The organism is Corynebacterium sp. A21 (assembly GCF_052266655.1).
In the GTDB taxonomy this organism is placed as follows: Bacteria; Actinomycetota; Actinomycetes; order Mycobacteriales; family Mycobacteriaceae; genus Corynebacterium.
The window spans coordinates 793,827-813,376 of record NZ_JBQPQY010000001.1; the positions used below are offsets into that span (position 1 = coordinate 793,827).

Consider the following 19,550-nt stretch of genomic DNA (forward strand, 5'->3'; position numbering starts at 1 on the left):
AGTACCGACTGCGAGGAGCGCATCTGATGGATAAACCCAGCGACAGAACTCTGGTGATCATCCCGACCTTCAATGAGTTGGAGAATCTTCCCCTGATCGTCGGCCGGGTGCGCAAGGCCGCCCCGAAGGTCGATATCCTGATTGTCGATGACAACAGCCCGGACGGCACCGGTGAACGGGCCGATGAACTGGCCGCCGAGGATGAGCACATCAACGTCTTGCACCGCGAGTCCAAGGGTGGACTCTGCGGCGCTTATGTCGCCGGTTTCGGTTGGGGCCTCGAGCGCGCCTATGGCGTGATCTGTGAGATGGACGCGGATGGCTCCCACGCTCCGGAGCAGCTTCATCTGCTGCTTGAGGAGATCAACCAGGGCGCTGATGTGGTCATCGGATCGCGTTATATCGAGGGCGGCCGCGTAGTCAACTGGCCGAAGAACCGTCTGGTGCTGTCCAAGGGCGGCAATCTCTACATCTCGATGGCGCTCGGCGCCGGTCTGACGGACATGACCGCTGGTTACCGTGCCTACCGTCGTGCCTTCCTCAAGGACATCAACCTCCGCGAGCTCTCGAATGCCGGCTATATCTTCCAGGTCGATCTGGCCTGGCGCGCGGTTCGTGGCGGCTATGACGTCCGCGAGGTGCCGATCACCTTCACTGAGCGTGAGATCGGTGAATCGAAGCTGGATGGCAGCTTTGTCAAGGATTCCCTTGCCGAAGTCACCAAGTGGGGTCTAAAGCACCGCGGTGGTCAAGTTAAGGACCTCAGCATCGAGATGGCCAAGTTGACCGGTTATGAACTCAACAAGATTCGCCGTAAGTACCACATCTAGCGGCTGATCCATGAGCTAACGGAAAAGTGGCTGTCACCCCGAAGTTGGGGTGACAGCCACTTTCGCTTGAATCTGGTTCTGCAGGCTAATTAAGCCTGCTGATCAGCTTCTTCCTCACGCTGCTGCTTGAGCAGGCGAGCGGCGTTACGACGTCGCTTGCGGAGGTGTTCGACGCGCTCCTCCAGGAGGACATCCAGCTCCTCCAGGGAACGCCGCTCACGCAGCATGTCCCAGTGAGTACGAGCAGGCTTGATCGGCTTAGCCTCAACCCCCTCGCCCTCCATGAGGGTGCCCATCTGGCCGTTCTTGCACATCCAGGCGCCGGGAATCTCAGCGTCATCCGCAAAGGGGACTTCGTAGATCTCACCGGCATCAGTCCGGTACTTCACCATCTGGCGGGGAGCCAGATCGTGGTCACGGTCGGTTTCATAGCTGACAGCACCCATTCGGCTGCCGCGGAGAACGCGATCTGCCATTCCGGAATCAGTCCTTTCCCTGGTCGTTACCACCAAGGCAGGTGGCTCTATAGGTCGACGTATCAGTATAACGGACGACCCGGCTACTTTGTTCCCGAAGGATGGACTAATGTGGATCAAGTGACTCCGACCAGCCCCACAGCGCCAGCGACCTGCGCCTGGTGTGGCCAGGAACTCCACAATAATCCCCGGGGGCGGCCTAGGAAATACTGTTCACAGTCTTGCAAGCAGCGAGCCTATGAACAACGAAGCAAGCTCTCAGGTACCGAAATCCCGGCTGAAGCAGTTATCATTCAGCCAGAGCGCGCCGCAGCCCTGAAAGACTCCCTTTTCGAACTGAGGTGCGCAGCGGAGGATATCGCCACCGCCTCGGAAGAAGGTGCCGACCCAACCGAGATCCGGGAATTGTGCCGGGAACTCATTGAGTTGGCGCGAACAATTGAGAAATTAAGGTAGTACATGCTCAAACGTCAGAAGACCATCGTCTCGATCGTCGTCGTGCTCGTCCTGCTCATCGGGCTGGCCGTTGTGGCTCCGGTGATCTATGCACTCATCATGGGACCAGGAGTGAAGACCGGGGGACTGAACGCCGAGTCCGCGGAACCCGCCAGCGTTGAGATGGACGGCCAATGGACTGTCGTCCGTGGCGACCAAGACAACCTGACCGCCGTTGGTTTCACCTTCGCTGAGATTCTGCCGGTTGAAAAGAAGATCACCTCCGGCTCGACCGGCGATGTCACCGGTTCCGTCACCGTCGAGAATGAGACCCTGAGTGCGGGTGAGATCTTCGTGGACATGAACAATCTGACCACGGACAATGAACGTCGTGACGTCAATGTGCGCATGAAGATCCTGCAGACCGATCAGTATCCGGAGGCATCTTTCGTCATCACCGAACCGGTGGACCTCTCTGCGATCCCCGCCGATGGCACACCCGGCCAGGTTCAGCTCAGTGGTGACCTGGAGATCCACGGCACCACCAAGCCCGTGACCGAAGCCTTCGACGTTCTCCGCGACGGTGACAAGGTGATCATCTCCAGCGACCTCAGCTTCAACCGACTGGAGTACGGGGTCGAGTCCCCGGAATTCGTCGCCGCGAAGATCGCCGAAGAAGGCGAGTTGAACATTCGTATCGCCCTGAGCAAGGAAGAGTAGAATGATCGCCTCACGTATGATCCCGATGATCTGGTTCCGCCTGATCGTACTGATCGCCTTCGCCGCCTTTGTCAGCTGGGAAGGGACGTGGTGGGCGGTGGGCATCACCGTACTGCTGATGGCCATGACCATCTGGCAGCTGTCTGTGGCATATCGCGAAAAACGTGCATCCGAGCAGCAGTAGAAGAAGCGCACCCCAATAACGTAACCGTGACCTTATTGAGCTAAGCTTCTCCTGTTCGGGGCCGGGGGATGGAATATCCCCACATGGCTTCAAGATCCGACCTGTCTGGGCAGGTCGGATCTTTTCTACCTTTGAGATGAGGCAAAGTCGGGCATCCTCCCATTGGCTGGGAGGGCGCAGCTGAGAAGGCTCAATGACCCGCGGATTCTCCTGCCAGACCGGGAGGATCACCTCGATTCACGGATGGGATCGGTGCTCAATTTTACAAGTATTAATAACGATTACTGGTAATTCTGTAGTGCCGTGGCTGTAGAGTTCGCGAAATTTTTTAGCGATAGGCTAGTGGATCCCCTCAGCAGCAATGACCAAATATGGTTTCCACAGGGGACAGGTGAGCGGTCTGTCGGAGGGCCGGCTATGGCGTCTGAGCGGCCCCGCAGGGGGTTAGGGGTTTCGGTGGGATGTGGAGGGGATGGCGATGTGATGGCAACCGTGGAGGAATGCGGCCAGGGAGTATCGGAAGTGCCTGGGGCAGATAGTTTCAGGGTGGATATGGGGCGGCATCTCACCGGCACTTGGAGGGCAACCTGAGACCCATAAGCCCTTCCATCGGAAGGTGCTACGTACCTGGCAGGGCCACCTTGATGTAGCAGCAACCCAGCCGCTCTATTTTACAAGTATGTTTAATGATTTCGGGTAGTGCAGTAGTGCCATAGCTCTAAAGATGGTGCAATTTTCAAAAAGCAGGAGAGTGCCCGACTTTCCCAGCAACGACGAAAGGAATTCGTCCATATCTGGTCGGTAGCAGGGCGAATGGGATGTCGGACCTGATTACCGGTTCCTGCGTGCTCGATGCGGGTTTCGCCGAGTGGTTACATCAGCCCCAAAGGGGTGAACTGGGGGAGTCCTGCCCGGTTGTCACGTATCTTTAATCCATGAATCTCGCTTCCAGTAGCTTCCAGCCGCTCATTGAGCAGTCGGTTAATCAAGCACTGAGTACCGCAGCCGTCCTCGCCGCCTCCTTTGGGCTAATCATCCCGGGTCTACCCGCACCAGCGCCGCAGCCGATACCGGCGCCGGTTAACGGCAGCTGCGATGTCTCCGTCATCGCCCGCGATATCGGTGTCCCTGAGATGGACACAGTTCTGTACTGTGATGGGCAGTGGGCGCGTGTCAACCAGAACCGCACCGACTGGCTGATCACCGTGCGATGGGACGGCCAACAGTGGTTTAACCCGGCCTACGACGGAGAGTCCTGGGCGGGCATGAACTCCGGCTGCTACACACACGAGCATATGAACCAACTCGGCGGGGCACCTGAGGGTGTGCACATCACCTACTGCGAACCCGGTACGTCGAAGCTGTACTAGTAAAGGGGTCTTGGGTTTGCTGAGATCTTATACTGCGGAACTACTTGATCCGGAGAGCTTGTCGGCAGGTGCGGCGAGGGCAATGTCGACGGCTTCCTTGTAAAGGGCGGCGTCGATTACCTCAGTTGAACAATCCATGCGGACCGCAATATCCGACCGCGGGTCATCCCCATTGAGTCCGTACTTTTCGCGGCATTCAAAGCGGCCAATGCTGGCCCTCGTTGCGCCATACCTCATTTTACAATGATCCAGCAGCGAATTGACGGCGCAGGACGCTAGTGTCCGCGTCAAGTTATTTCAAAGTGGCTAACCGGGCCAGAACCCAGGCCGTCCAACAGGGAATGACATACGTCCTGGATTGCTCGGACCACTTCTTCATCGCTGCGGACCACCCTGAGCTCGTGGCCATCCTCCTGGGCCACCTCGACCCCGAGACCGCCGACCTGGCCGCCGTCTGCCTCAACTGCCAGCCCCTCGATGTCCTCGGTGACTGACTGACCCCGCGGAGGCTGCCCCGTTGTGCGCTGATTTACTCATAAACAGCGCTTCACAATCGAGGGTGTAGTCGGAGCTTGAATCCGCCGGCCGCCAGGAGCGATGCCCTCACACCCGCAGCGTCGACACCACTGGTGGGGGCTCGCTCACTCGGCTGGCGGGCACCGCGCGGCCCGCCGATCACAAGACCGAGCTCGTCCAGTCCGGTGAACGTGGTCAGGTCAGGGGTAGAAGTTGGCGTCGGGCACTCAAGGTCTTCCTGATGGACAGTGCGCCGTGAAAGAGCCATGAAAGGCCTAGGGGGCACCATAAGACCATATCGACATCGACGACATCTAAGAGAGGAGATGGGCAACATGGGATTCAAACTGCGTCTGCGTGAGGTCTACGCCGTGGACGAAACAAACACGATGGGCACGGAATGGGGCTCCGACGAGATTTACGTCGGTGGTGCCGGCCTGGAACTCAGAGGAAATGTCGACCCGTGGGTACATAAAATTAAACCCTTCAAGGTGGCATCGTTTGAGGACCGCGGCCGGAAAACATACAGTCCTCCACGCGAACTGGCGGACTTCGGGCTCGGCTCCAGCGTCTTCCCAAAGGGAATTGTGATCGTTCTCTTCCTCGCGGAGCATGACGGCGGAGATGACATCAAGAAGGCGTACCGCGAACTCTGCGAAGAGTACGAAGGGCTCGCGAAAGATCTGAAAGCAGACATGGCTGCTGACGATGGCCCTGCGAGCGAGATGGAACAGAAGATGAAATTGATCCGCTACGCCAAGAAGGCATGGGATACCGCGAACTTCGTCTACAACCAGTGGAAGGGCGACGAGATGTTCAAGCCTGAGGAGATGACCACGACCATCGAATCCGAGGAGTATCGGTGGAACGGCAAAAAAGTCAGCCCCGAAAAAGAACTGCATTATAAGGGGCACGGTGGGCACTACATTCTGAGATACGACTGGGCGGCGCCCTGAAATATGACTGGGTGGCGCTGGCGGCATCTTCAAGAGCCCGGCAGACGAGACTGGGCCCATCCTTGGGAAGTGGGCCCTGAGAGGTTAACTGCGATTCCCGAAGCGCTGCGGACCTGGGCCGCCAGCCTGGTAATCCTGCAGCGGCACTGTGCCCTCTGCAAAACTCGCCCAGATCTGCTCAAGGATCCGCCAACCCTGCTCGGCGGCGTCACCACGCACACTAAACGTAGGATCGGCATCCAGAATGCCGCGGAGCACGCTGCCATAAGCCGATAAACCCGGCGTAGCCATATCTGACTGGGCGGTCACCCGCGTCATACCGCGTGAATCGAACGGCCCACCCATGTTGAGCTCAATGGTTAGCTGCTCATCATTGAACTGCATGCGCAGCACGTTCGCTGCCACCTGTCCCTGGTGTGGGAATTGTGGATACTCATGCGGTGGCCTGCGAAACGTGACAACGATCTCCTGCCGAGGATCACCGATGGCCTTGCCGGAACGCAGTGTCACCGGCACCCCGTTCCACCGCCAGGTGTCGACCTCTAGGGTGACCTGTGCGAAGGTTTCGGTGTTATTGGCCGGGTCGACACCGTCCTCGGCGGTGTAGTCCGGCAGATCCTTACCACCCACATGACCGGCGGTATACCGACCGCGCACCACCGAGGTCGCCGGGTCGTCGCCGAAGATTCTGGTCGAACGCAGGATATGGGCAGTCAGTGCGGGCAGCTCGACGTGGTCGAACCTGGCTGGGGGGTCCATCATCACCAGTGACATCACCTGCAGCAGGTGGGACTGGATCATGTCACGGAAGGCGCCGGTGGTGTCGTAAAACCCGGCCCGGCCCTCCAGTCCCAGTGTTTCATCGAAGACGATCTCGATCGATTCCACATGGTCGCGGTTCATCAATGGCTCGAGCATCTGGTTGGCAAAGCGTAGACCCACGAAGTTGAGCACCGCCGGCAGACCGAGAAAGTGGTCGACGCGGAAGATGTGGTCCTCAGGCACGAGGCGGGCTACGAGCGTGTTGAGGTGTTCGGCTGAGTCACGGTCATGGCCGATCGGTTTCTCCAGGGCCAGGAACAGGTCCTGGGGTAGCTCGAGCCCAGCCATGCCAGCCAGGGCTTTCATCGTCACCTGAGGCGGAATGGCGAAGTACAGGCACGCGGGGGTCTCGAGCGTGGCCAACAGGGCCGACAGGTCCTGGGCACTGGTGACATCGCACTGCACGAACCGGGTGGTCTGCTGGGTGTGGTTGACAGCTGACCCGGAAGCATCCACCGAGGCAAAGGCGGAGGTGACGGTATCGGACCAGTTGTCATCGCAGGCTCGATCTGCGCCGATCACCGTGATGCGCCGTTGCGGTGCTGAGGTCAGCAACGTGCCCAGACCCGGCAAGAGCAGTCGGGAAGCCAGGTCGCCGGTTGCTCCGAGAATGATCAGGTTCTTTATCCTCTCCATCCTTGCACCCTACTCTTACCCCTGGTCCATGTGCGGCCTTTTATCGCACTGATCAGGCGATATCGCAGTGGTTGGAAAGTCTGAGGAATCCGGTCCACTCTGTTTCAATGGACAGATGGAACACGAACACAACGATCACGTCTCGACCCCGCTGGGAGATTACGCCCTGCTCTCGGACTTGCGCACCGGCCCGCTGGTCTCGCGTCAGGGCAGCATCGACTGGTTGTGCTTTCCCCGGTTCGATTCACCAGCGGTGTTTTCCGCCCTGCTCGGCACCCCTGATGACGGCCGCTGGCAGATCTCAGCCCTCCACGGTGAGGTCATCTCACGCCGCTACCTACCACGCACCTTCGTTGTGGAAACGACCATTGTCCGTGTTGATCGAATCACGCCAAGGATTTATCAACGTCCTCAGTCTCAACCAGCCACATCTACTCCGCGATGCGACGCAGACGTTGCGTACCGACCGCAGCGCCTAACCAATAGAGAAGGTAGGTGCCGACCATGGATCCGGCAGTGGCCCAGATAAACGCTGCGTAGACACTGCCGTCAGGAGCTTCACGGGGGTTCAGTTGCTGCCGATGGTGTAAGTCTGGGTGGCCCATGCCGAAGCTTTGGCAGGTGGGTCGAGATCCCCGGGTGGTGTTCTTCATGGACTCTTCACAAATAAGCTCCCCATCACGCCTGCGCAGACCTCTAGGGTCGGGGTAAGGGTCGGTCGGCTCGACCAGCCTGGCTTTTGGGATTACCTCGAGAATGGAGCACGACATGACCCATCACGTACGCACCATGCTGGATACCCACCCGAAGGATCTGGGCCAGATCGACAAAGACATCCTGGCTGAATGCATTGAAGCGTGTTTCGAGTGCGCTCAGACCTGCACCGCGTGTGCCGATGCCTGCCTGAGCGAGGACATGGTCGCGGAACTGACCACGTGTATCCACCGGAACCTGGACTGCGCTGACCTGTGTGCGGTCACCGGCCGGGTGCTCTCACGCCAGACCGGATACGACGTCACTCTCGTCCGATCCCTCCTGGAAGCCTGCCGCATCGCCTGCCAAGCCTGCGGGGAGGAATGCGAACGACACGCTGACATGCACGAGCACTGCAAGGTCTGTGCCGAAGCCTGCCGACGCTGTGAAAAGGCCTGCACCGACCTGCTTGCCACCTTGGGCTGACTCCCAACTGCGGACCCCAGCTGACCATGCCGGGCACGAGTTCCTGACCTGCTCGGTCTTCAGCCGGTAGGACGCAGACGTTTAAGGCCTCCGCAGGTATGCGGCGGCCCTTAAAGCTACCTCCCCAATCAGGAAAACCTGGCTGCAGGTTCTCCTGCATCTGCTTCAGCGATGCGGTTGGGTGGCACACCCCTGCCGCGGGCGTTGATCCTGGCTATCTGTACGAAAAAACAAGGCCAGGCAAAACATTCCCGACACCGCTTAGCTACCCCTCTGCGGGGATTGTCCCTTATTTTCCTTTCTCTTCAGGGGATCGTGAGACACGTCACTTTCCAGTGCATTCAGTTGTAGACGGTCATGATTTAAGGAGTAAGCATGTCTTCCGCCAGTTAGGGAAACCGCAGAGAACACCATCAATTCAGGGCATAAAGCCCCTTGGAACACATCGATGCATAGGTGGGGTAGTCGGTTCTGAGGTCTCCATGGGTCTGCAGATTGCGGAGAAGTCCCCGGATTGGTCTTTTTCTGGTGACGGTGGCGTTGACCCTGCGCGTTGGCCGTCCGGCCGTGAACCTGCTGGCCATGAAAAGACCCTCTGGTTTCACAGTGGCACTGCATGGCACTATCTACGGACGCAATCTCTCATTGAGATGGTGGTCGTAGTCTGTGGTGACGATGTGGGACTTGAAAAGAATCTCCGGCGGTGTGAATTCACGCGCATTCTCAGGGAGATGACTGATCACTCGACCCGGGCACAGGTCGAGTGATCAGGAAATCCGCTCAGGCCGGGGTCGGATGAGCCTGCTGCGCGTGCAAGGACGCAATCTCCCGCGCCACCCGCCGGGCGATCCTGCCTACGTAACCGGTCAGACCGGGACGGTAGACGTAGCCCACGAACCGGAGGCCGGGCGCAACCTCCCCACCAGTGCAGTCGCGTGGCAGGCCGCGTTCATCGAGAACATCAGGATAGTCGATGAAATCGTCGAGTCCGGGTCCGTAGCCGGTGGCCAGGACTACCGCGTCGGTGGGGAGGTACCGTCCGTCGGCGACGATGACCGAGTCACCGTCCAGACCGGTGACCGCTGGGACGCATTCAATGGTGCCACTGCGGATGGCATCGATGACCTCCCGGTCGACCACGGCGGGGCCAGTTCCGTCGGCTGCCTTCTGCTGGGACTTGATGCCACGGGTGGGATTCGGCAGCCCATACCCGCTCAAATCACCCACCATGCGGCGTTGCAGAGCGAATCCCAACCGGTCGGCGAGCCTGGTCGGGAGCCGAAGAACCAACGGGGCCGGCAGATCACCCGGCAGCCCGTTGATCTCCCGCAGGAGGATATTCGGTGGGGTACGCACCGCCAGCCGAACCTTGGCGGCGCCACCTTTCGCCAGCTGGTGGGCGATCTCCATGCCCGAGGACCCCGCCCCGACCACGAGGACTGATCGGCCGGTGAAGTCGGTGGGACCCTGGTAGGCGGATGAGTGCAGGACCTCTCCGCGGAATCCCGGTTCCGTGGCCCAGCCCGGAATGCGCGGCCGGTTGAACAGGCCCGTGGCAACAACCACGTGGCGGGCCCGCCGTTCCCCGGCGGAGGTGGCGAGCACCCAGCCAGTTTCGGTGCGGGAGATCCCGGTGACCTCGATCCCGGTCTCCACCGGGATACGACGGTCGGCGGCATAACGGTGCAGGTAGGCGAGATACTGATCACGGGTGGGGAACTGGCCGTACTCACGGGGGAAGGGGGCGCCCGGCAGCGCCGAGCTGCGCCGGGACGTGTTGAACCGCAGTCCCGGGTAGCGCGCAGCCCACGAGGCACCGATTTGGGTGCCGCGTTCAAGCACGATTGTCGGCACGTCGCGGGCCAGTAACTCGCCCGCGGTCGACAATCCCGCGGGGCCCGCCCCGACGACGATGACGGTGGTGGTGGTGGCCATCGGAGGCTCCTTGTGTGAGGTTAAGCCAGGTGGTCAGGCCCGGGCCTGAAGAACCATGTTGAAGGGAGTGTCGGCGATTCGGCGGATGGTGCTGAATCCGGCCTCGTTGAGCACCGTGCGCAGCATGCGTTCCCCGGCCTGGCCACCCAGGGCGAGACCCACCGGTTGGGACAAGGAGTTCGGGGTGCACATGAAGGTCGAGGCGGCGTAGCCGAGCGGTGCCGCCGGGTTCCGGAGGTTTGCCGCGAGGTCGTCGGCGGCCTGGGGTTCGACCAGCAGCAGCGCCCCATCCGGGGCCAGGGCGTTGCGGGCGTAGGCGGCTGCGCCGACGGGGTCACCCAGGTCATGGAGGGTGTCGAAGAAGGTGATCAGATCGTAGTCACGGCCCGGGTAGTGGTGGCAGGTCGCGACCTCGAAAATCACCTGGTCTTCCACGCCGGCGGCGGCCGCGCGTTCCCGGGCGACCCGGATCGACGGCTCGTGGGCGTCGAACCCGAAAAAGCGGGAATTGGGGAAGGCCTGCGCGAGCATGATCAGGGCGGCGCCGTGCCCGGTGCCGATGTCCGCGACGGTGGTGCCGGCGGTGAGCTTGCCGGGAACGTCGTCGAGTGAGGGGATCCACTCGGTGAGCAGGTGTTCGCGGTACTGACCGGACCAGAATCTCTCCGTGGTCTCGAAGACCATGGGGTCGTGGTCGCCCCAGGGGATTCCCTCCCCGCTGCGGAATACCCGGAGCAGGATGTCGAGGTCACGGAACATCGAGGCGGGGTTGAGGCAGCTACCGAGCATCGCCGGGTCGGTGAGGACGACAGCCCACGCCGGCGGTAGCATGAAGGTCTCATCCGTCGGGTCGAAGCGCAGGAATCCCGCGGCGGCCTGTTGCGCCAGCCACTCGCGGGCGTAGCGTTCCTTGATGTCGGTGAGCTCGGCGAGCTGGCGGGAGGTCACGGGGTCGTGGTCGGCCAGGGCCTGATAGAGACCGAGACGGTCGCCGACGACGATCATCGCTGTCGTCGCTGCCGCAGTGACGTGGCCCAGAAGTTTCTGGACGTTCTGTTGCACCTCGGCGGTGTCGGGTTCCGGATGCATCTTTCGGGTGGTCATGGCGGGATCCTTGCTGATGATCGGGGACGTGCCTGACAATTCTCACTGTGCCCGCGCCCCCTTTCACGGGGCTTTCAACGCCTGCGCAAAGGGCGGACAATAGAGGTATGACAACAGTGCCCATCCAGATCGACGTGCTGGGATCTCTCGCAGTCCGGTGCGATGGGGTGTCGATGGAACTGCCCGGCCCCCGGCTCCGGGCGGCACTCGCCGCACTCACCGTCCATCATCCACACCCGCTATCCCCGGAGGGTCTCGCCAGCGCCATCTGGGGACTGGAACTTCCGGCCCGACCCCGCGGTGCTGTGCACACCGTCGTGTCAAGGCTGCGTTCGGTACTCGGTGAAGGAGTGCTCTACCACGAACCCGCCGGCTATCGCCTGGAGCTTCCCACCGGGGCGGTGGACGCACACCGGTTCGAGACGTTGTGTCGACAAGCGGACGGGTTGCCACCGACCCAGGCTGCAGACGCGCTCGACTCCGCCCTGGGGTTGTGGCGCAGCCCGGCCTACGAGGAGTTCGCGGACCAGGAATTCGCGGTTGCCGAGATCGCCCATCTGACGGAACTCCGGGCGGCGACGATGGAGCACCGCGCCGTGCTGGCATTAGAACTCGATGACGTCGACACCTCGGTGTCGCTTCTGCAGACGGTAGTCACCGAGCAGCCGCTGCGGGAGCGGGCCCACGGCCTTCTTATGAGGGCGCTCTACCGAGCAGGCAGAACGGCCAAGGCCCTCGACCAGTACGAGATGTTGCGCCGCCGCCTCGTGGAGGAACTCGGGCTCGACCCCTCGCCCGCGCTGCGTGAGCTGCAGGTGCAGATCCTCGACCACACGGTACCGCCGGGCCCGATATCTCGTCACCGTCACGCACCACCACCGGTTTCCCACCCGCGACTGGGACGGTTGCCACCAAGCTGGAAACCCGGCACCGGGATCTTCATCGGCCGGGATGAGGACATGACGCAGCTGCTGCACGCCGCCACCGCCCACCGTCTCGTCTGCGTCACCGGTCCCGGGGGAGTCGGAAAGTCGCGGCTTGTCGCCGAGACGCTGCCCGAGCTGACTCGGCGAGTCGGCCGACCCGCCGTCGTCGTCGAGTTGGAGGATGTCCTGCCCGGACAGGTCGTCGAGCGCGTCGCTGTCGCGCTCGACCTGGGAAAGTCCGCTGAACCGTGGGCGGCGGTGACCGACTATCTCGCTTCGTCATCCCTGATTCTCGTGCTCGACGCATGCGAGCGTGTCCTCGACCGGCTGCAGCCCCTCGTCTGGGATATCCTGCGGGCGGCGCCCGGGGTAATCATCGTAGCCACCAGTCGTATCTGCCTGGATCTCGGCGTGGAACAGGTCCTTCCGTTGTCACCGTTGCCGTTGCCGGGACCAGCAGACGAACCACACCAGGCGGCCCTCACGCCGGCCATGCGGTTGTTCATCGAGCGGTTACGTCGGGTCCGACCAGGTTCCGACCTCAGCCCGGCCCTAACCCTCGATGCCGCTGAGATCTGCCGCCGCCTCGACGGACTGCCGCTCGCGCTGGAACTGGCGGCTACGCAGGCCGCTACCATTGGCGTCCGCCCCATCCTGGCGAGTCTCGACAAGCTCCCCCACCTCGTCGGTCGGCCGGGGCACCTACTGCACGCTGTTGTCGCCCGCTCCCATGACCTGCTGGAGCAATCGGACCGCACCCTGCTGGGGCGGTTGTCGGTATTCACCGGCTCATTCGAACTAGCGGACGCCGAGCAGATCGCCCCGGACGGACACGCCGCCGCTGGCCTGTCCCGGCTCGTCACAGCCTCGCTGGTTGACCCCATTGACGACGGCCCGGTACGGCGTTTCCGGTTACTGGGCATCATCCGTGCCTTCGCTGCCGAGCATGCCGACGACGGAACCCAGTCAGCGTACTGGCAGTGGGCGGTGGAGAGCACCGGTCGCTGGGCGAGAGAAGCCACCGGGCCTGATGCAGCGCTGGCACTACGCCGGCTGGAGATTGCCTCCGCGGATCTGATCCTGGTGGTGGAGCAGACGCTCGCTGCAAGCCGCCTCGACCTGACCGTCCGCATCGTCGGGCACATCGGGCAGTGCGTCCATTGGATTCCGGGTGCACCCCTGTCCGAGGTGCTCCTCAGGGTCGGAGACCACTCCGGACTTGCCGGAACCCCAGGAGAATCACTTGCTCGAGGAACCGCGGCGCTCGCAGCGGTGGAACGCGGTGAACTCACCCGGGCCGAGCATCTCGGTCAGAGCGCTCGGGAGACTGCCACGACCCCGGAGGAACAATTCCTGGCTTACGTCGCCCTGGGTGTCACCGCGGTGTACATCGGTGATTGGACGACCGCAACCAGGCGGTGGCATCAGGTCCTCGCCGCCGACGGCCTTCCCGATGCCTACGCAGCTGACGCGTACTCGTGCCTGGCGCTGCTCTCCGCACAGACGGGCAAACCAGAGCAGGCTGAAGAGCACGCCGCCGCCGCCCGTCTAACAGCCGAGCGTAGCGGGGCACCACCACGGATAGCCTTCGCGCTCTATGCCAGCGGCGAGGCGCTGCTGGTCACCGACCCCGCCGCCGCGGTCGACGTCCTCCGCAAGTCTGCCCAGTTGGCGGAGGACACTAACGCTACGCAGGTGTCGACGGTCGCCCGCGTGGCGCTGCTCTCGGCGCTGACCCGCACGGGCCGGACGCGCGAAGCCACCGAACTGGCGCTCACACTGCTAGAGCTGCAACAGAGTCGCGGTCACTGGTCTCAGCTGTGGAACACGATGCGGATCCTCGCTGAACTGTTCGTCGCGGAAAGTCGACTCGACACCGCCGAGTTGATTCTGGCATCCGCCGAGGCGTCCGAATCCGCACCGGGTCTAGCCGGTGCTGACGTGGAACGCCACCGCCTCCTACGACGGAGAACCCGTGAGGTTCTGGGTGCCGACCGAATCGAACGGATCGAGACGGTCGCCCGGTTGCTTCCTCGAACAGAGATACTCAACCGTGTCCGGCAGGTCGCCACAGCTGTGAGCAAGCCGAAACCGGACGGGCCGGAGATTCACCCGAGGAAACACCCCATCATGATTTACGCTCCGGATTTTGTGATCGACCAGGTCCGCTACTGGGCAGTTGCCCACCCAGAACAGGTCCAGAACCTGCTAGATGCCGCCGCAGAAGTCCCCCAGGACACCATCCAGACCCCATCATGGGCTGGCCTCACCAACCCCGCCACCACCGCTGAGGTGGTCCGCAAGCAGATCGAATACAAGACCATGGACTTAACCGAAGCGGCTCAGGTCCGCAGTGCAGCGTACCGACAGATCCAGCGGGCATTGATCCAGGCCGTGGAGACTAACCTCGCGTTCTACCTGGACCACTTCCGCACCTTTTTCGATGCCGCCGCAACGGACTACACCAAGGCGCTGGAGGAACTCCCAGACGAGCCGTTCACCGCTGCTGAGATTGTCCAGGCATTCACCCAGAAGCAAACCCAGGCTTATCGGGCGGCACAGGATGCCGTGGGCAAACTGGAGAGTGTCCAGAACTGGCTTCAGGAACTCCAGAACGTGATCCCCTCCGAGAAGTTCGAGGGCTCACCAGTGTTCCTGATCCTAGATCCCGGCAGCGTCGAGACCATGGCAGAGGTGCTATTGTTCGACTACTCCAGTCTGGATGCGCTGTACACGATGATCAACCCGGCTCTGGCTCATGGTCTTCGAACCGGTGGCACCCTCCGCCTTGCTTTGCCCTCTGAAGCAGCAGCCGGTATCGCTGGATACGAGGCACGGCGGCAGGGAATGCCGAACGCCGAGTGGCTGGCACTCCGCCGAAGCATCGAGAGTCACTAGACTCGGCAGGGTCAATCAACGACTGGAGACTCTGAGCGGTGCTGTTGCAAACTCCGGGAGAAAAGCCATGAAACCCCACTCTGCCCCCTGATCTCTGTGTCATGCTGGGGTTGTCAGACAGCGGCGAATGCCCGACTAACAATCACTGCATCCGGGTTCGGGTGCCCGTAGGCAAACATCGTTCCCTGACCTTTCCGTAACGAGTGCATCGTCTCCATCCCTTTCAATGTCCGATATGTCCCGCGTCTCGGCCGGAGAGTTCCTGGTCGATGGTCCGACGGAGCTCAGCATGGAAAATCTTGGAGAGTCGGTTCAGGGAATATGACATGTCAAGAAACCTTTCGAAAGAGAGTGGGTGGAGAAATACTTACGCAGGCATCGGTCTAATCATCACGATCACGCCCCGACAACGTTGACCCCACGCGATTGAGCTTCGGCTCAAAAATCCTGATCCCCAACTGGCCACCAGCAACATCCGCCGGCAACTGGCGAGACACAAAAACCATCCAACCGGCGGAAATGACGCTCGGAAATGTCCTCAATCTCCACCATCCACAGCGCTAGGCTTCCCTCCAGCACCCGCCGAGTCGACTCCGACCGAGACATCACGCCCCGAGCAGCGTCCACCTTTTCCAGCAGATCCACAGGCACCAGCACCCGCAACGCCTCCGTCTTGCCCAGCGACGGGCGACCAGGATGACGCCGCTCCAGCTCATCAACAGGCCGATCCTCAGGAACAATCAGCGCGGTCTCACTCTCCGAGTGCCCGTGACCCCGCAGCCAGCTCGCGGCGCCAGACGGCGAGACCACCACGCCCCGAGACGATGAGAGATCCTGGACCACCCAGACCCCGTAATCCTGCGCTGCTTATCCGCGAGTCATGGATCTAAGAATCGTCTGGGCCAGCAGGGGAGAAGCATCGGTGCCGGTCTGGGCAGGTGGTTCACCGGATGATAGATGCTGGAGCTATCGGCCGGTAAACGATGTTCTGTTTCATGTCCCACTGCTTTTTGCTGAATCCACTTTGTCCAGATTTTTCACATCAACTTTTTCGGGGTTCTGTGAGGTCACGCGAGGATAAACGGTTGTCACTGGAAAGCAGTCGCCGCCAAGTCGAAGTTAGATGCCACGAGACATTCGCACTCGAGAATGGCCTTTCCACGAGATCACTGAAGGCTCAGGGCGCCCGCTCTCGAAGTCGACAGCCGCAAGATCCTCGGCGATCAGGGTTTCCACGGCGTTACCTTCGGCTGCGGCATGACGGAATACAGGCCCGTCTAAAACGTTGAAGTAGATCGCACTGGAAGCTGTCGGGGATATTTTCATCTCCTCGTATTGCAGATCCTGGAGAACACCTTCATTAACGTAACGTGACTTAATGAATCCCAGATCAGGGGCCCTAGGGTGCCGGCATTAAGGTAGCAGATGTCGGCGATCGGGGCTTTAGCCAAAGAGTCGGAGCCGGTCGTCAGCGCATCTCTGGCGAACACGCGGCGCAGGCACGCACACATCCCGGAAGGTCTCGTGACAACTATGTTGCGACAAATGCCCGATTCCGGGAGATGCCAACTAACTTGCGATTGTTAGTCAACTAGCCCGCCACAAGACAGCAAGGCAAGACATCTATCCGGAGCACACATTTCAAGACCTATCCTCAATTGTCCGATAATGTACATTATGTCATTATGGATGGATGGGGGCATCCCCCGAGACGTGCCGACCTAGTCCTGTGCCGTCCACCGTCTAGACTCGGCGTCGATAAGTTCTCTTCCTTGAACAATCCTGGAGACTTGATGATCCTGCCAAAGGTCCGCGATCCACGACTCGTGAAGATCAGCCGCGGTGGCACGCTGACTGATGATGATCATCGCTTGCTCGCACTCTGGGCGGCGGACTGCGCCGAGCATGTCCTGGAGCTCTTCGAGTCTGAGGTGGCCAATGATCCGCGCCCGCGTGCAGCGCTCACCGCAATCCGTGGTTGGGTCCGCGGCGAGGTGGCCATGATGGATTCCCGGGCTGCCGGTGGCCACGCCATGGGTGCTGCACGTCCGTTGCGTGGCGCTCCGAGGTTCGCTGCCTACGCCGCAGGTCAGGCAGCATGCGTGGCCCATGTTCCAGAGCATGATCTGGGCGCTGCGGCCTACGCCATTAAGGCCACCGTGATGGCGGTTCCCGAAGCTCAGCGTGAGTCGGTCCGCCGGATGGAAAGGAACTGGCAACACACACAGATTCCTGAGACTCTCTTAGAATTGGTTCTTGAGGATCAGGCACGCCGCAATGACATCTGTTGGCATGTGTTTCTTGATGAAGCTTGAGACCGACTCCCCTGCCTACTTGGCGGTCTGGAGTTCATCGGTGGCGTTTTCCGGGATCGAGACCCCCGCCAGCTCGTAGATCCTGCGAGGAAGGGTGTCGCCAGTAAGAGCGCTGGCCTTGACTGCGGTGCGGGCTGCTGCCTTTCTGAGGGAATCAGCCTTGCGGCGTTCGGTCCGCGCCTTAGCGCTCATCGACGGAGTCTTCCGTTCCTGTGGCATGTTGATCGTCATCATCATCCTCCTGTTCTTCCTGCTCGTCTCCATTATCCCTTGTTGCGGCCTCGATTGAAAGGGCCTGGATGATAGCTCCCTCAGATTTCGTCGCCAGCGGGCTGTCGAGGAGAATCTCCATATGCTTCCACCCGAGCATTTGCTTCCGGTAATCACCGTCAAGCTGCTCCTCCACCCAGGTGTAACGGCTCCACCATTCGGACCGGTTGTCGCTCTCGGTCCGCTGACGGATCGTCCAGACCACGCCACCGAAGCCGACGATGGAGACCAGGGCTGTTAACACGGTGGCGATCAATCGTCCCAGTTCAAACCACTCGCTGAGAGTCATCCTCGGGTCAGTTCTCCTTCCTGTCAGAAAGACTCGGGCATGGATGGGCTAGTCATCAGGGAAAGTATTGCACTGCGATTCTCTGGCCCCAGAGGGATCCCTACCTTTAGGTACCTCACCGGGGCTACCCTACTCCCCTATTTAAAGTCTGCAGCAGAGCTGATCAAGGGACTGACTGCTCGGCCGGTCCAATTGGCCGGAATTGCTGGCCACCATCTCTGTCTCGGACGATGATCCCCTGAGAAGCCAATTGTTCCCGCAGTTCCTCCATGCTTCCAGGCTTCTTGTCCAGGGCCGCCCGGTGGCGCGCTCGGAGCAGCGCTTCAACTTCGTCATCGAGTCGGAGTTACCCGTCAACCCATTCCGCGAACTCGGCTTCCTGGGGATCATTGGTTCCCAGATAGCGGTAGTCGAAGTTCTTAAGAACGGCAGGAAGTTGTGTCGCCAGTTCATCATCGGCCTTCTTTCGGAGCCGCTCATGGCCGCTGAGGTCGTCGATGATCAGATCCTTGCCATCAGTGAAGATCGACTGGATATCCTCCCGGAGAACCCGCTGCTTGCCGTCCTTGTCTGCCACGGTGATCCCGCGGCCGTCGATAAGCACGGTCCCGGCATCTTCATGCCATTGCGCGACCAAGACAAGCCCGACAATCGCGCCGAGGATCGCCAGCGCCGGGATCGCCCAGGCGAGCGGCAACTCAGCAGCGAGCCGAAGGGGGCCGGGGGCATCTCCGATCAAGCTGAGCAGCCATCCCACGATCGGGCCGATCACGAAGGCGGAAAGAGCGCCCACAACGGCTCCCACCAGCTGAAAGGCCGCATACCAGCGTCGACGAACCGCCACTGTGGCAGCACCGACCGGAGTGTTGGAGAGCGGGTGTGAAAGATTCTCATTCATCAGTTTTCATCCTTCTCAGAATTCAGCTCTCCGGATGGTCCCGGATGAGACATCAGGTATCCGCGGGCGGTGCGCCGCAGTTCCGTTTCCGGGGAATGTCCCGGGGGTGCGTTGAGGTAGGCGCCGTCGACGATCGCCTGGAGCCAGGCCGCCGTCTCGTGGGAGTTGAGCGTGGCATCGACAGTCCCCTCCCGGATCCCGCGCTCGATGAGGCCGGCCAGGGCCTCTGCAGGATTGTGGAGGTTTGTACGACCAGTTCCACGAGTTCCGGGTCCTGTCCGGCACGTCGAACGATCTCGACGACCATGCCTTCTGCCCCGGGTTCGGCGGCATCGGCACCCAGGTCGGCGATGATATCCAGAATTGTGGCGAACGCATCATCTGCATTTCGTGCCCGTTCGGCTATCTCTTCGGCGACACTGAGATCCTGTTCGAAGGCTGCGCGGAAGAGGGATGCCTTGTCCTTGAAGTAGTAGAACTACGGTGGCAGAACTGGCCCCCACCTCCCGGGCCACATTGGCCACACTGGTGTTTTCATACCCCTGTAGAGAAAAGAGTCGGGCGGCGGCTTCGGCGATCTCCCGCCGCTTCCGTTCCACTTGTTGAGGATCTACTTTTCGTCCGCGCTCGATCGCCCAACTGGTGGACCGCCTTTTCAGACGCGCTCGATCGCCCAAAACGTTGACGCCCCGGTCCCCTACCTTGATTGTGCGGCGGGCGGTGCCGAGGACACCGAGGTGTACGGCATCAAAATCCTGGGCCACCTGGCTCTAATCCGGCATAATCCACCG

General features: G+C 61.1%; 19 protein-coding genes and 3 pseudogenes. 11 read left to right on the top strand and 11 right to left on the bottom strand.

The genetic code is table 11. The annotated features are described in order from the left end of the window. Positions 1-26: 26 nt before the first annotated feature. Positions 27-830, top strand: coding sequence for a polyprenol monophosphomannose synthase (locus ACTU46_RS03595; RefSeq protein WP_443379085.1), 804 nt, complete (start codon positions 27-29; stop codon positions 828-830). An 89-nt stretch (positions 831-919) separates the two neighbouring features. Here the strand turns inward: ACTU46_RS03595 and ACTU46_RS03600 are convergent, their stop codons facing one another. After that, positions 920-1,306: an RNA polymerase-binding protein RbpA gene (locus ACTU46_RS03600; RefSeq protein ID WP_443379088.1), complete on the bottom strand. Its 387-nt coding sequence runs from the start codon at positions 1,304-1,306 to the stop codon at positions 920-922. Between the two features lie 111 nt (positions 1,307-1,417). Between ACTU46_RS03600 and ACTU46_RS03605 the strand changes: the two genes are divergently transcribed. From ACTU46_RS03605 to ACTU46_RS03630, 6 genes are all read left to right on the top strand, one after another. Continuing rightward, on the top strand, positions 1,418-1,762 hold the full coding sequence (locus tag ACTU46_RS03605; RefSeq protein WP_443379091.1) for a hypothetical protein: 345 nt from the start codon (positions 1,418-1,420) through the stop codon (positions 1,760-1,762). Between the two features lie 3 nt (positions 1,763-1,765). Then, on the top strand, positions 1,766-2,461 hold the full coding sequence (locus ACTU46_RS03610) for a YceI family protein (protein WP_443379094.1): 696 nt from the start codon (positions 1,766-1,768) through the stop codon (positions 2,459-2,461). Position 2,462: 1 nt separating this feature from the next. Beyond that, complete coding sequence (locus ACTU46_RS03615) at positions 2,463-2,645, top strand: hypothetical protein (protein ID WP_443379097.1); 183 nt, start codon at positions 2,463-2,465, stop codon at positions 2,643-2,645. 935 nt (positions 2,646-3,580) lie between these two features. Continuing rightward, a complete protein-coding gene (locus ACTU46_RS03620; protein ID WP_443379100.1) occupies positions 3,581-4,015 on the top strand; it encodes a hypothetical protein in 435 nt (144 codons plus the stop codon). Between the two features lie 341 nt (positions 4,016-4,356). Next, complete coding sequence (locus ACTU46_RS03625) at positions 4,357-4,509, top strand: hypothetical protein (protein WP_443379102.1); 153 nt, start codon at positions 4,357-4,359, stop codon at positions 4,507-4,509. Between the two features lie 357 nt (positions 4,510-4,866). After that, on the top strand, positions 4,867-5,487 hold the full coding sequence (locus tag ACTU46_RS03630) for a hypothetical protein (RefSeq protein ID WP_443379105.1): 621 nt from the start codon (positions 4,867-4,869) through the stop codon (positions 5,485-5,487). A gap of 84 nt (positions 5,488-5,571) precedes the next feature. On the opposite strand, the gene ACTU46_RS03635 is transcribed toward ACTU46_RS03630, so the two are convergent. After that, positions 5,572-6,945, bottom strand: a complete 1,374-nt coding sequence (locus tag ACTU46_RS03635) for a glucose-6-phosphate dehydrogenase (protein WP_443379107.1) — start codon at positions 6,943-6,945, stop codon at positions 5,572-5,574. A 115-nt stretch (positions 6,946-7,060) separates the two neighbouring features. On the opposite strand from ACTU46_RS03635, the pseudogene ACTU46_RS03640 reads away from it, so the two are divergent. Together ACTU46_RS03640 and ACTU46_RS03645 are read left to right on the top strand one after the other, a co-directional pair. Next, positions 7,061-7,312: pseudogene (locus ACTU46_RS03640) on the top strand (trehalase-like domain-containing protein); the annotation flags it as partial. Positions 7,313-7,713: 401 nt separating this feature from the next. Then, positions 7,714-8,124: a four-helix bundle copper-binding protein gene (locus ACTU46_RS03645; protein ID WP_443379109.1), complete on the top strand. Its 411-nt coding sequence runs from the start codon at positions 7,714-7,716 to the stop codon at positions 8,122-8,124. Positions 8,125-8,904: 780 nt separating this feature from the next. Here ACTU46_RS03645 and ACTU46_RS03650 read toward each other — a convergent pair. Together ACTU46_RS03650 and ACTU46_RS03655 are read right to left on the bottom strand one after the other, a co-directional pair. Then, on the bottom strand, positions 8,905-10,059 hold the full coding sequence (locus ACTU46_RS03650) for a flavin-containing monooxygenase (RefSeq protein ID WP_443379112.1): 1,155 nt from the start codon (positions 10,057-10,059) through the stop codon (positions 8,905-8,907). Positions 10,060-10,092: 33 nt separating this feature from the next. Next, a complete protein-coding gene (locus tag ACTU46_RS03655) occupies positions 10,093-11,163 on the bottom strand; it encodes a methyltransferase domain-containing protein (protein ID WP_443379115.1) in 1,071 nt (356 codons plus the stop codon). A gap of 107 nt (positions 11,164-11,270) precedes the next feature. On the opposite strand from ACTU46_RS03655, the gene ACTU46_RS03660 reads away from it, so the two are divergent. Further along, on the top strand, positions 11,271-14,987 hold the full coding sequence (locus tag ACTU46_RS03660; RefSeq protein ID WP_443379118.1) for a BTAD domain-containing putative transcriptional regulator: 3,717 nt from the start codon (positions 11,271-11,273) through the stop codon (positions 14,985-14,987). Positions 14,988-15,100: 113 nt separating this feature from the next. On the opposite strand, the pseudogene ACTU46_RS03665 reads toward ACTU46_RS03660, so the two are convergent. Together ACTU46_RS03665 and ACTU46_RS03670 are read right to left on the bottom strand one after the other, a co-directional pair. After that, positions 15,101-15,229 (bottom strand): annotated as a pseudogene (locus ACTU46_RS03665) (IS6 family transposase); the annotation flags it as partial. Positions 15,230-15,425: 196 nt separating this feature from the next. Then, complete coding sequence (locus ACTU46_RS03670; protein ID WP_443379121.1) at positions 15,426-15,800, bottom strand: hypothetical protein; 375 nt, start codon at positions 15,798-15,800, stop codon at positions 15,426-15,428. 980 nt (positions 15,801-16,780) lie between these two features. Between ACTU46_RS03670 and ACTU46_RS03675 the strand changes: the two genes are divergently transcribed. Then, positions 16,781-17,302: a putative immunity protein gene (locus tag ACTU46_RS03675; RefSeq protein WP_443379124.1), complete on the top strand. Its 522-nt coding sequence runs from the start codon at positions 16,781-16,783 to the stop codon at positions 17,300-17,302. Positions 17,303-17,317: 15 nt separating this feature from the next. Here ACTU46_RS03675 and ACTU46_RS03680 read toward each other — a convergent pair whose 3' ends face one another. From ACTU46_RS03680 to ACTU46_RS03700, 5 genes and pseudogenes are all read right to left on the bottom strand, one after another. After that, positions 17,318-17,494, bottom strand: coding sequence for a hypothetical protein (locus ACTU46_RS03680; RefSeq protein WP_443379127.1), 177 nt, complete (start codon positions 17,492-17,494; stop codon positions 17,318-17,320). Beyond that, positions 17,484-17,861, bottom strand: coding sequence for a hypothetical protein (locus ACTU46_RS03685; RefSeq protein WP_443379130.1), 378 nt, complete (start codon positions 17,859-17,861; stop codon positions 17,484-17,486). The genes ACTU46_RS03680 and ACTU46_RS03685 overlap by 11 nt, the downstream gene beginning before the upstream one ends. A gap of 163 nt (positions 17,862-18,024) precedes the next feature. Then, positions 18,025-18,189, bottom strand: a pseudogene (locus ACTU46_RS03690) (CysS/YqeB C-terminal domain-containing protein); the annotation flags it as partial. Positions 18,190-18,207: 18 nt separating this feature from the next. Beyond that, positions 18,208-18,759 carry a YqeB family protein gene (locus tag ACTU46_RS03695; RefSeq protein ID WP_443379133.1) on the bottom strand — a complete coding sequence of 184 codons (552 nt, stop codon included), beginning with the start codon at positions 18,757-18,759 and terminating at the stop codon, positions 18,208-18,210. 377 nt (positions 18,760-19,136) lie between these two features. After that, positions 19,137-19,523, bottom strand: coding sequence for a helix-turn-helix domain-containing protein (locus ACTU46_RS03700; RefSeq protein ID WP_443379136.1), 387 nt, complete (start codon positions 19,521-19,523; stop codon positions 19,137-19,139). Positions 19,524-19,550: the final 27 nt, after the last annotated feature.

Bases quoted from the DNA above. Each gene is read 5' to 3' on its own strand.
- ACTU46_RS03620 (WP_443379100.1), top strand. From the start codon at position 3,581: ATGAATCTCGCTTCCAGTAGCTTCCAGCCGCTCATTGAGCAGTCGGTT.
- ACTU46_RS03655 (WP_443379115.1), bottom strand. From the start codon at position 11,163: ATGACCACCCGAAAGATGCATCCGGAACCCGACACCGCCGAGGTGCAA.
- ACTU46_RS03625 (WP_443379102.1), top strand. From the start codon at position 4,357: ATGACATACGTCCTGGATTGCTCGGACCACTTCTTCATCGCTGCGGAC.
- ACTU46_RS03695 (WP_443379133.1), bottom strand. From the start codon at position 18,759: ATGAATGAGAATCTTTCACACCCGCTCTCCAACACTCCGGTCGGTGCT.
- ACTU46_RS03660 (WP_443379118.1), top strand. From the start codon at position 11,271: ATGACAACAGTGCCCATCCAGATCGACGTGCTGGGATCTCTCGCAGTC.
- ACTU46_RS03615 (WP_443379097.1), top strand. From the start codon at position 2,463: ATGATCGCCTCACGTATGATCCCGATGATCTGGTTCCGCCTGATCGTA.
- ACTU46_RS03635 (WP_443379107.1), bottom strand. From the start codon at position 6,945: ATGGAGAGGATAAAGAACCTGATCATTCTCGGAGCAACCGGCGACCTG.
- ACTU46_RS03595 (WP_443379085.1), top strand. From the start codon at position 27: ATGGATAAACCCAGCGACAGAACTCTGGTGATCATCCCGACCTTCAAT.
- ACTU46_RS03680 (WP_443379127.1), bottom strand. From the start codon at position 17,494: ATGAGCGCTAAGGCGCGGACCGAACGCCGCAAGGCTGATTCCCTCAGA.
- ACTU46_RS03675 (WP_443379124.1), top strand. From the start codon at position 16,781: ATGATCCTGCCAAAGGTCCGCGATCCACGACTCGTGAAGATCAGCCGC.
- ACTU46_RS03650 (WP_443379112.1), bottom strand. From the start codon at position 10,059: ATGGCCACCACCACCACCGTCATCGTCGTCGGGGCGGGCCCCGCGGGA.
- ACTU46_RS03630 (WP_443379105.1), top strand. From the start codon at position 4,867: ATGGGATTCAAACTGCGTCTGCGTGAGGTCTACGCCGTGGACGAAACA.
- ACTU46_RS03645 (WP_443379109.1), top strand. From the start codon at position 7,714: ATGACCCATCACGTACGCACCATGCTGGATACCCACCCGAAGGATCTG.
- ACTU46_RS03610 (WP_443379094.1), top strand. From the start codon at position 1,766: ATGCTCAAACGTCAGAAGACCATCGTCTCGATCGTCGTCGTGCTCGTC.
- ACTU46_RS03600 (WP_443379088.1), bottom strand. From the start codon at position 1,306: ATGGCAGATCGCGTTCTCCGCGGCAGCCGAATGGGTGCTGTCAGCTAT.
- ACTU46_RS03685 (WP_443379130.1), bottom strand. From the start codon at position 17,861: ATGACTCTCAGCGAGTGGTTTGAACTGGGACGATTGATCGCCACCGTG.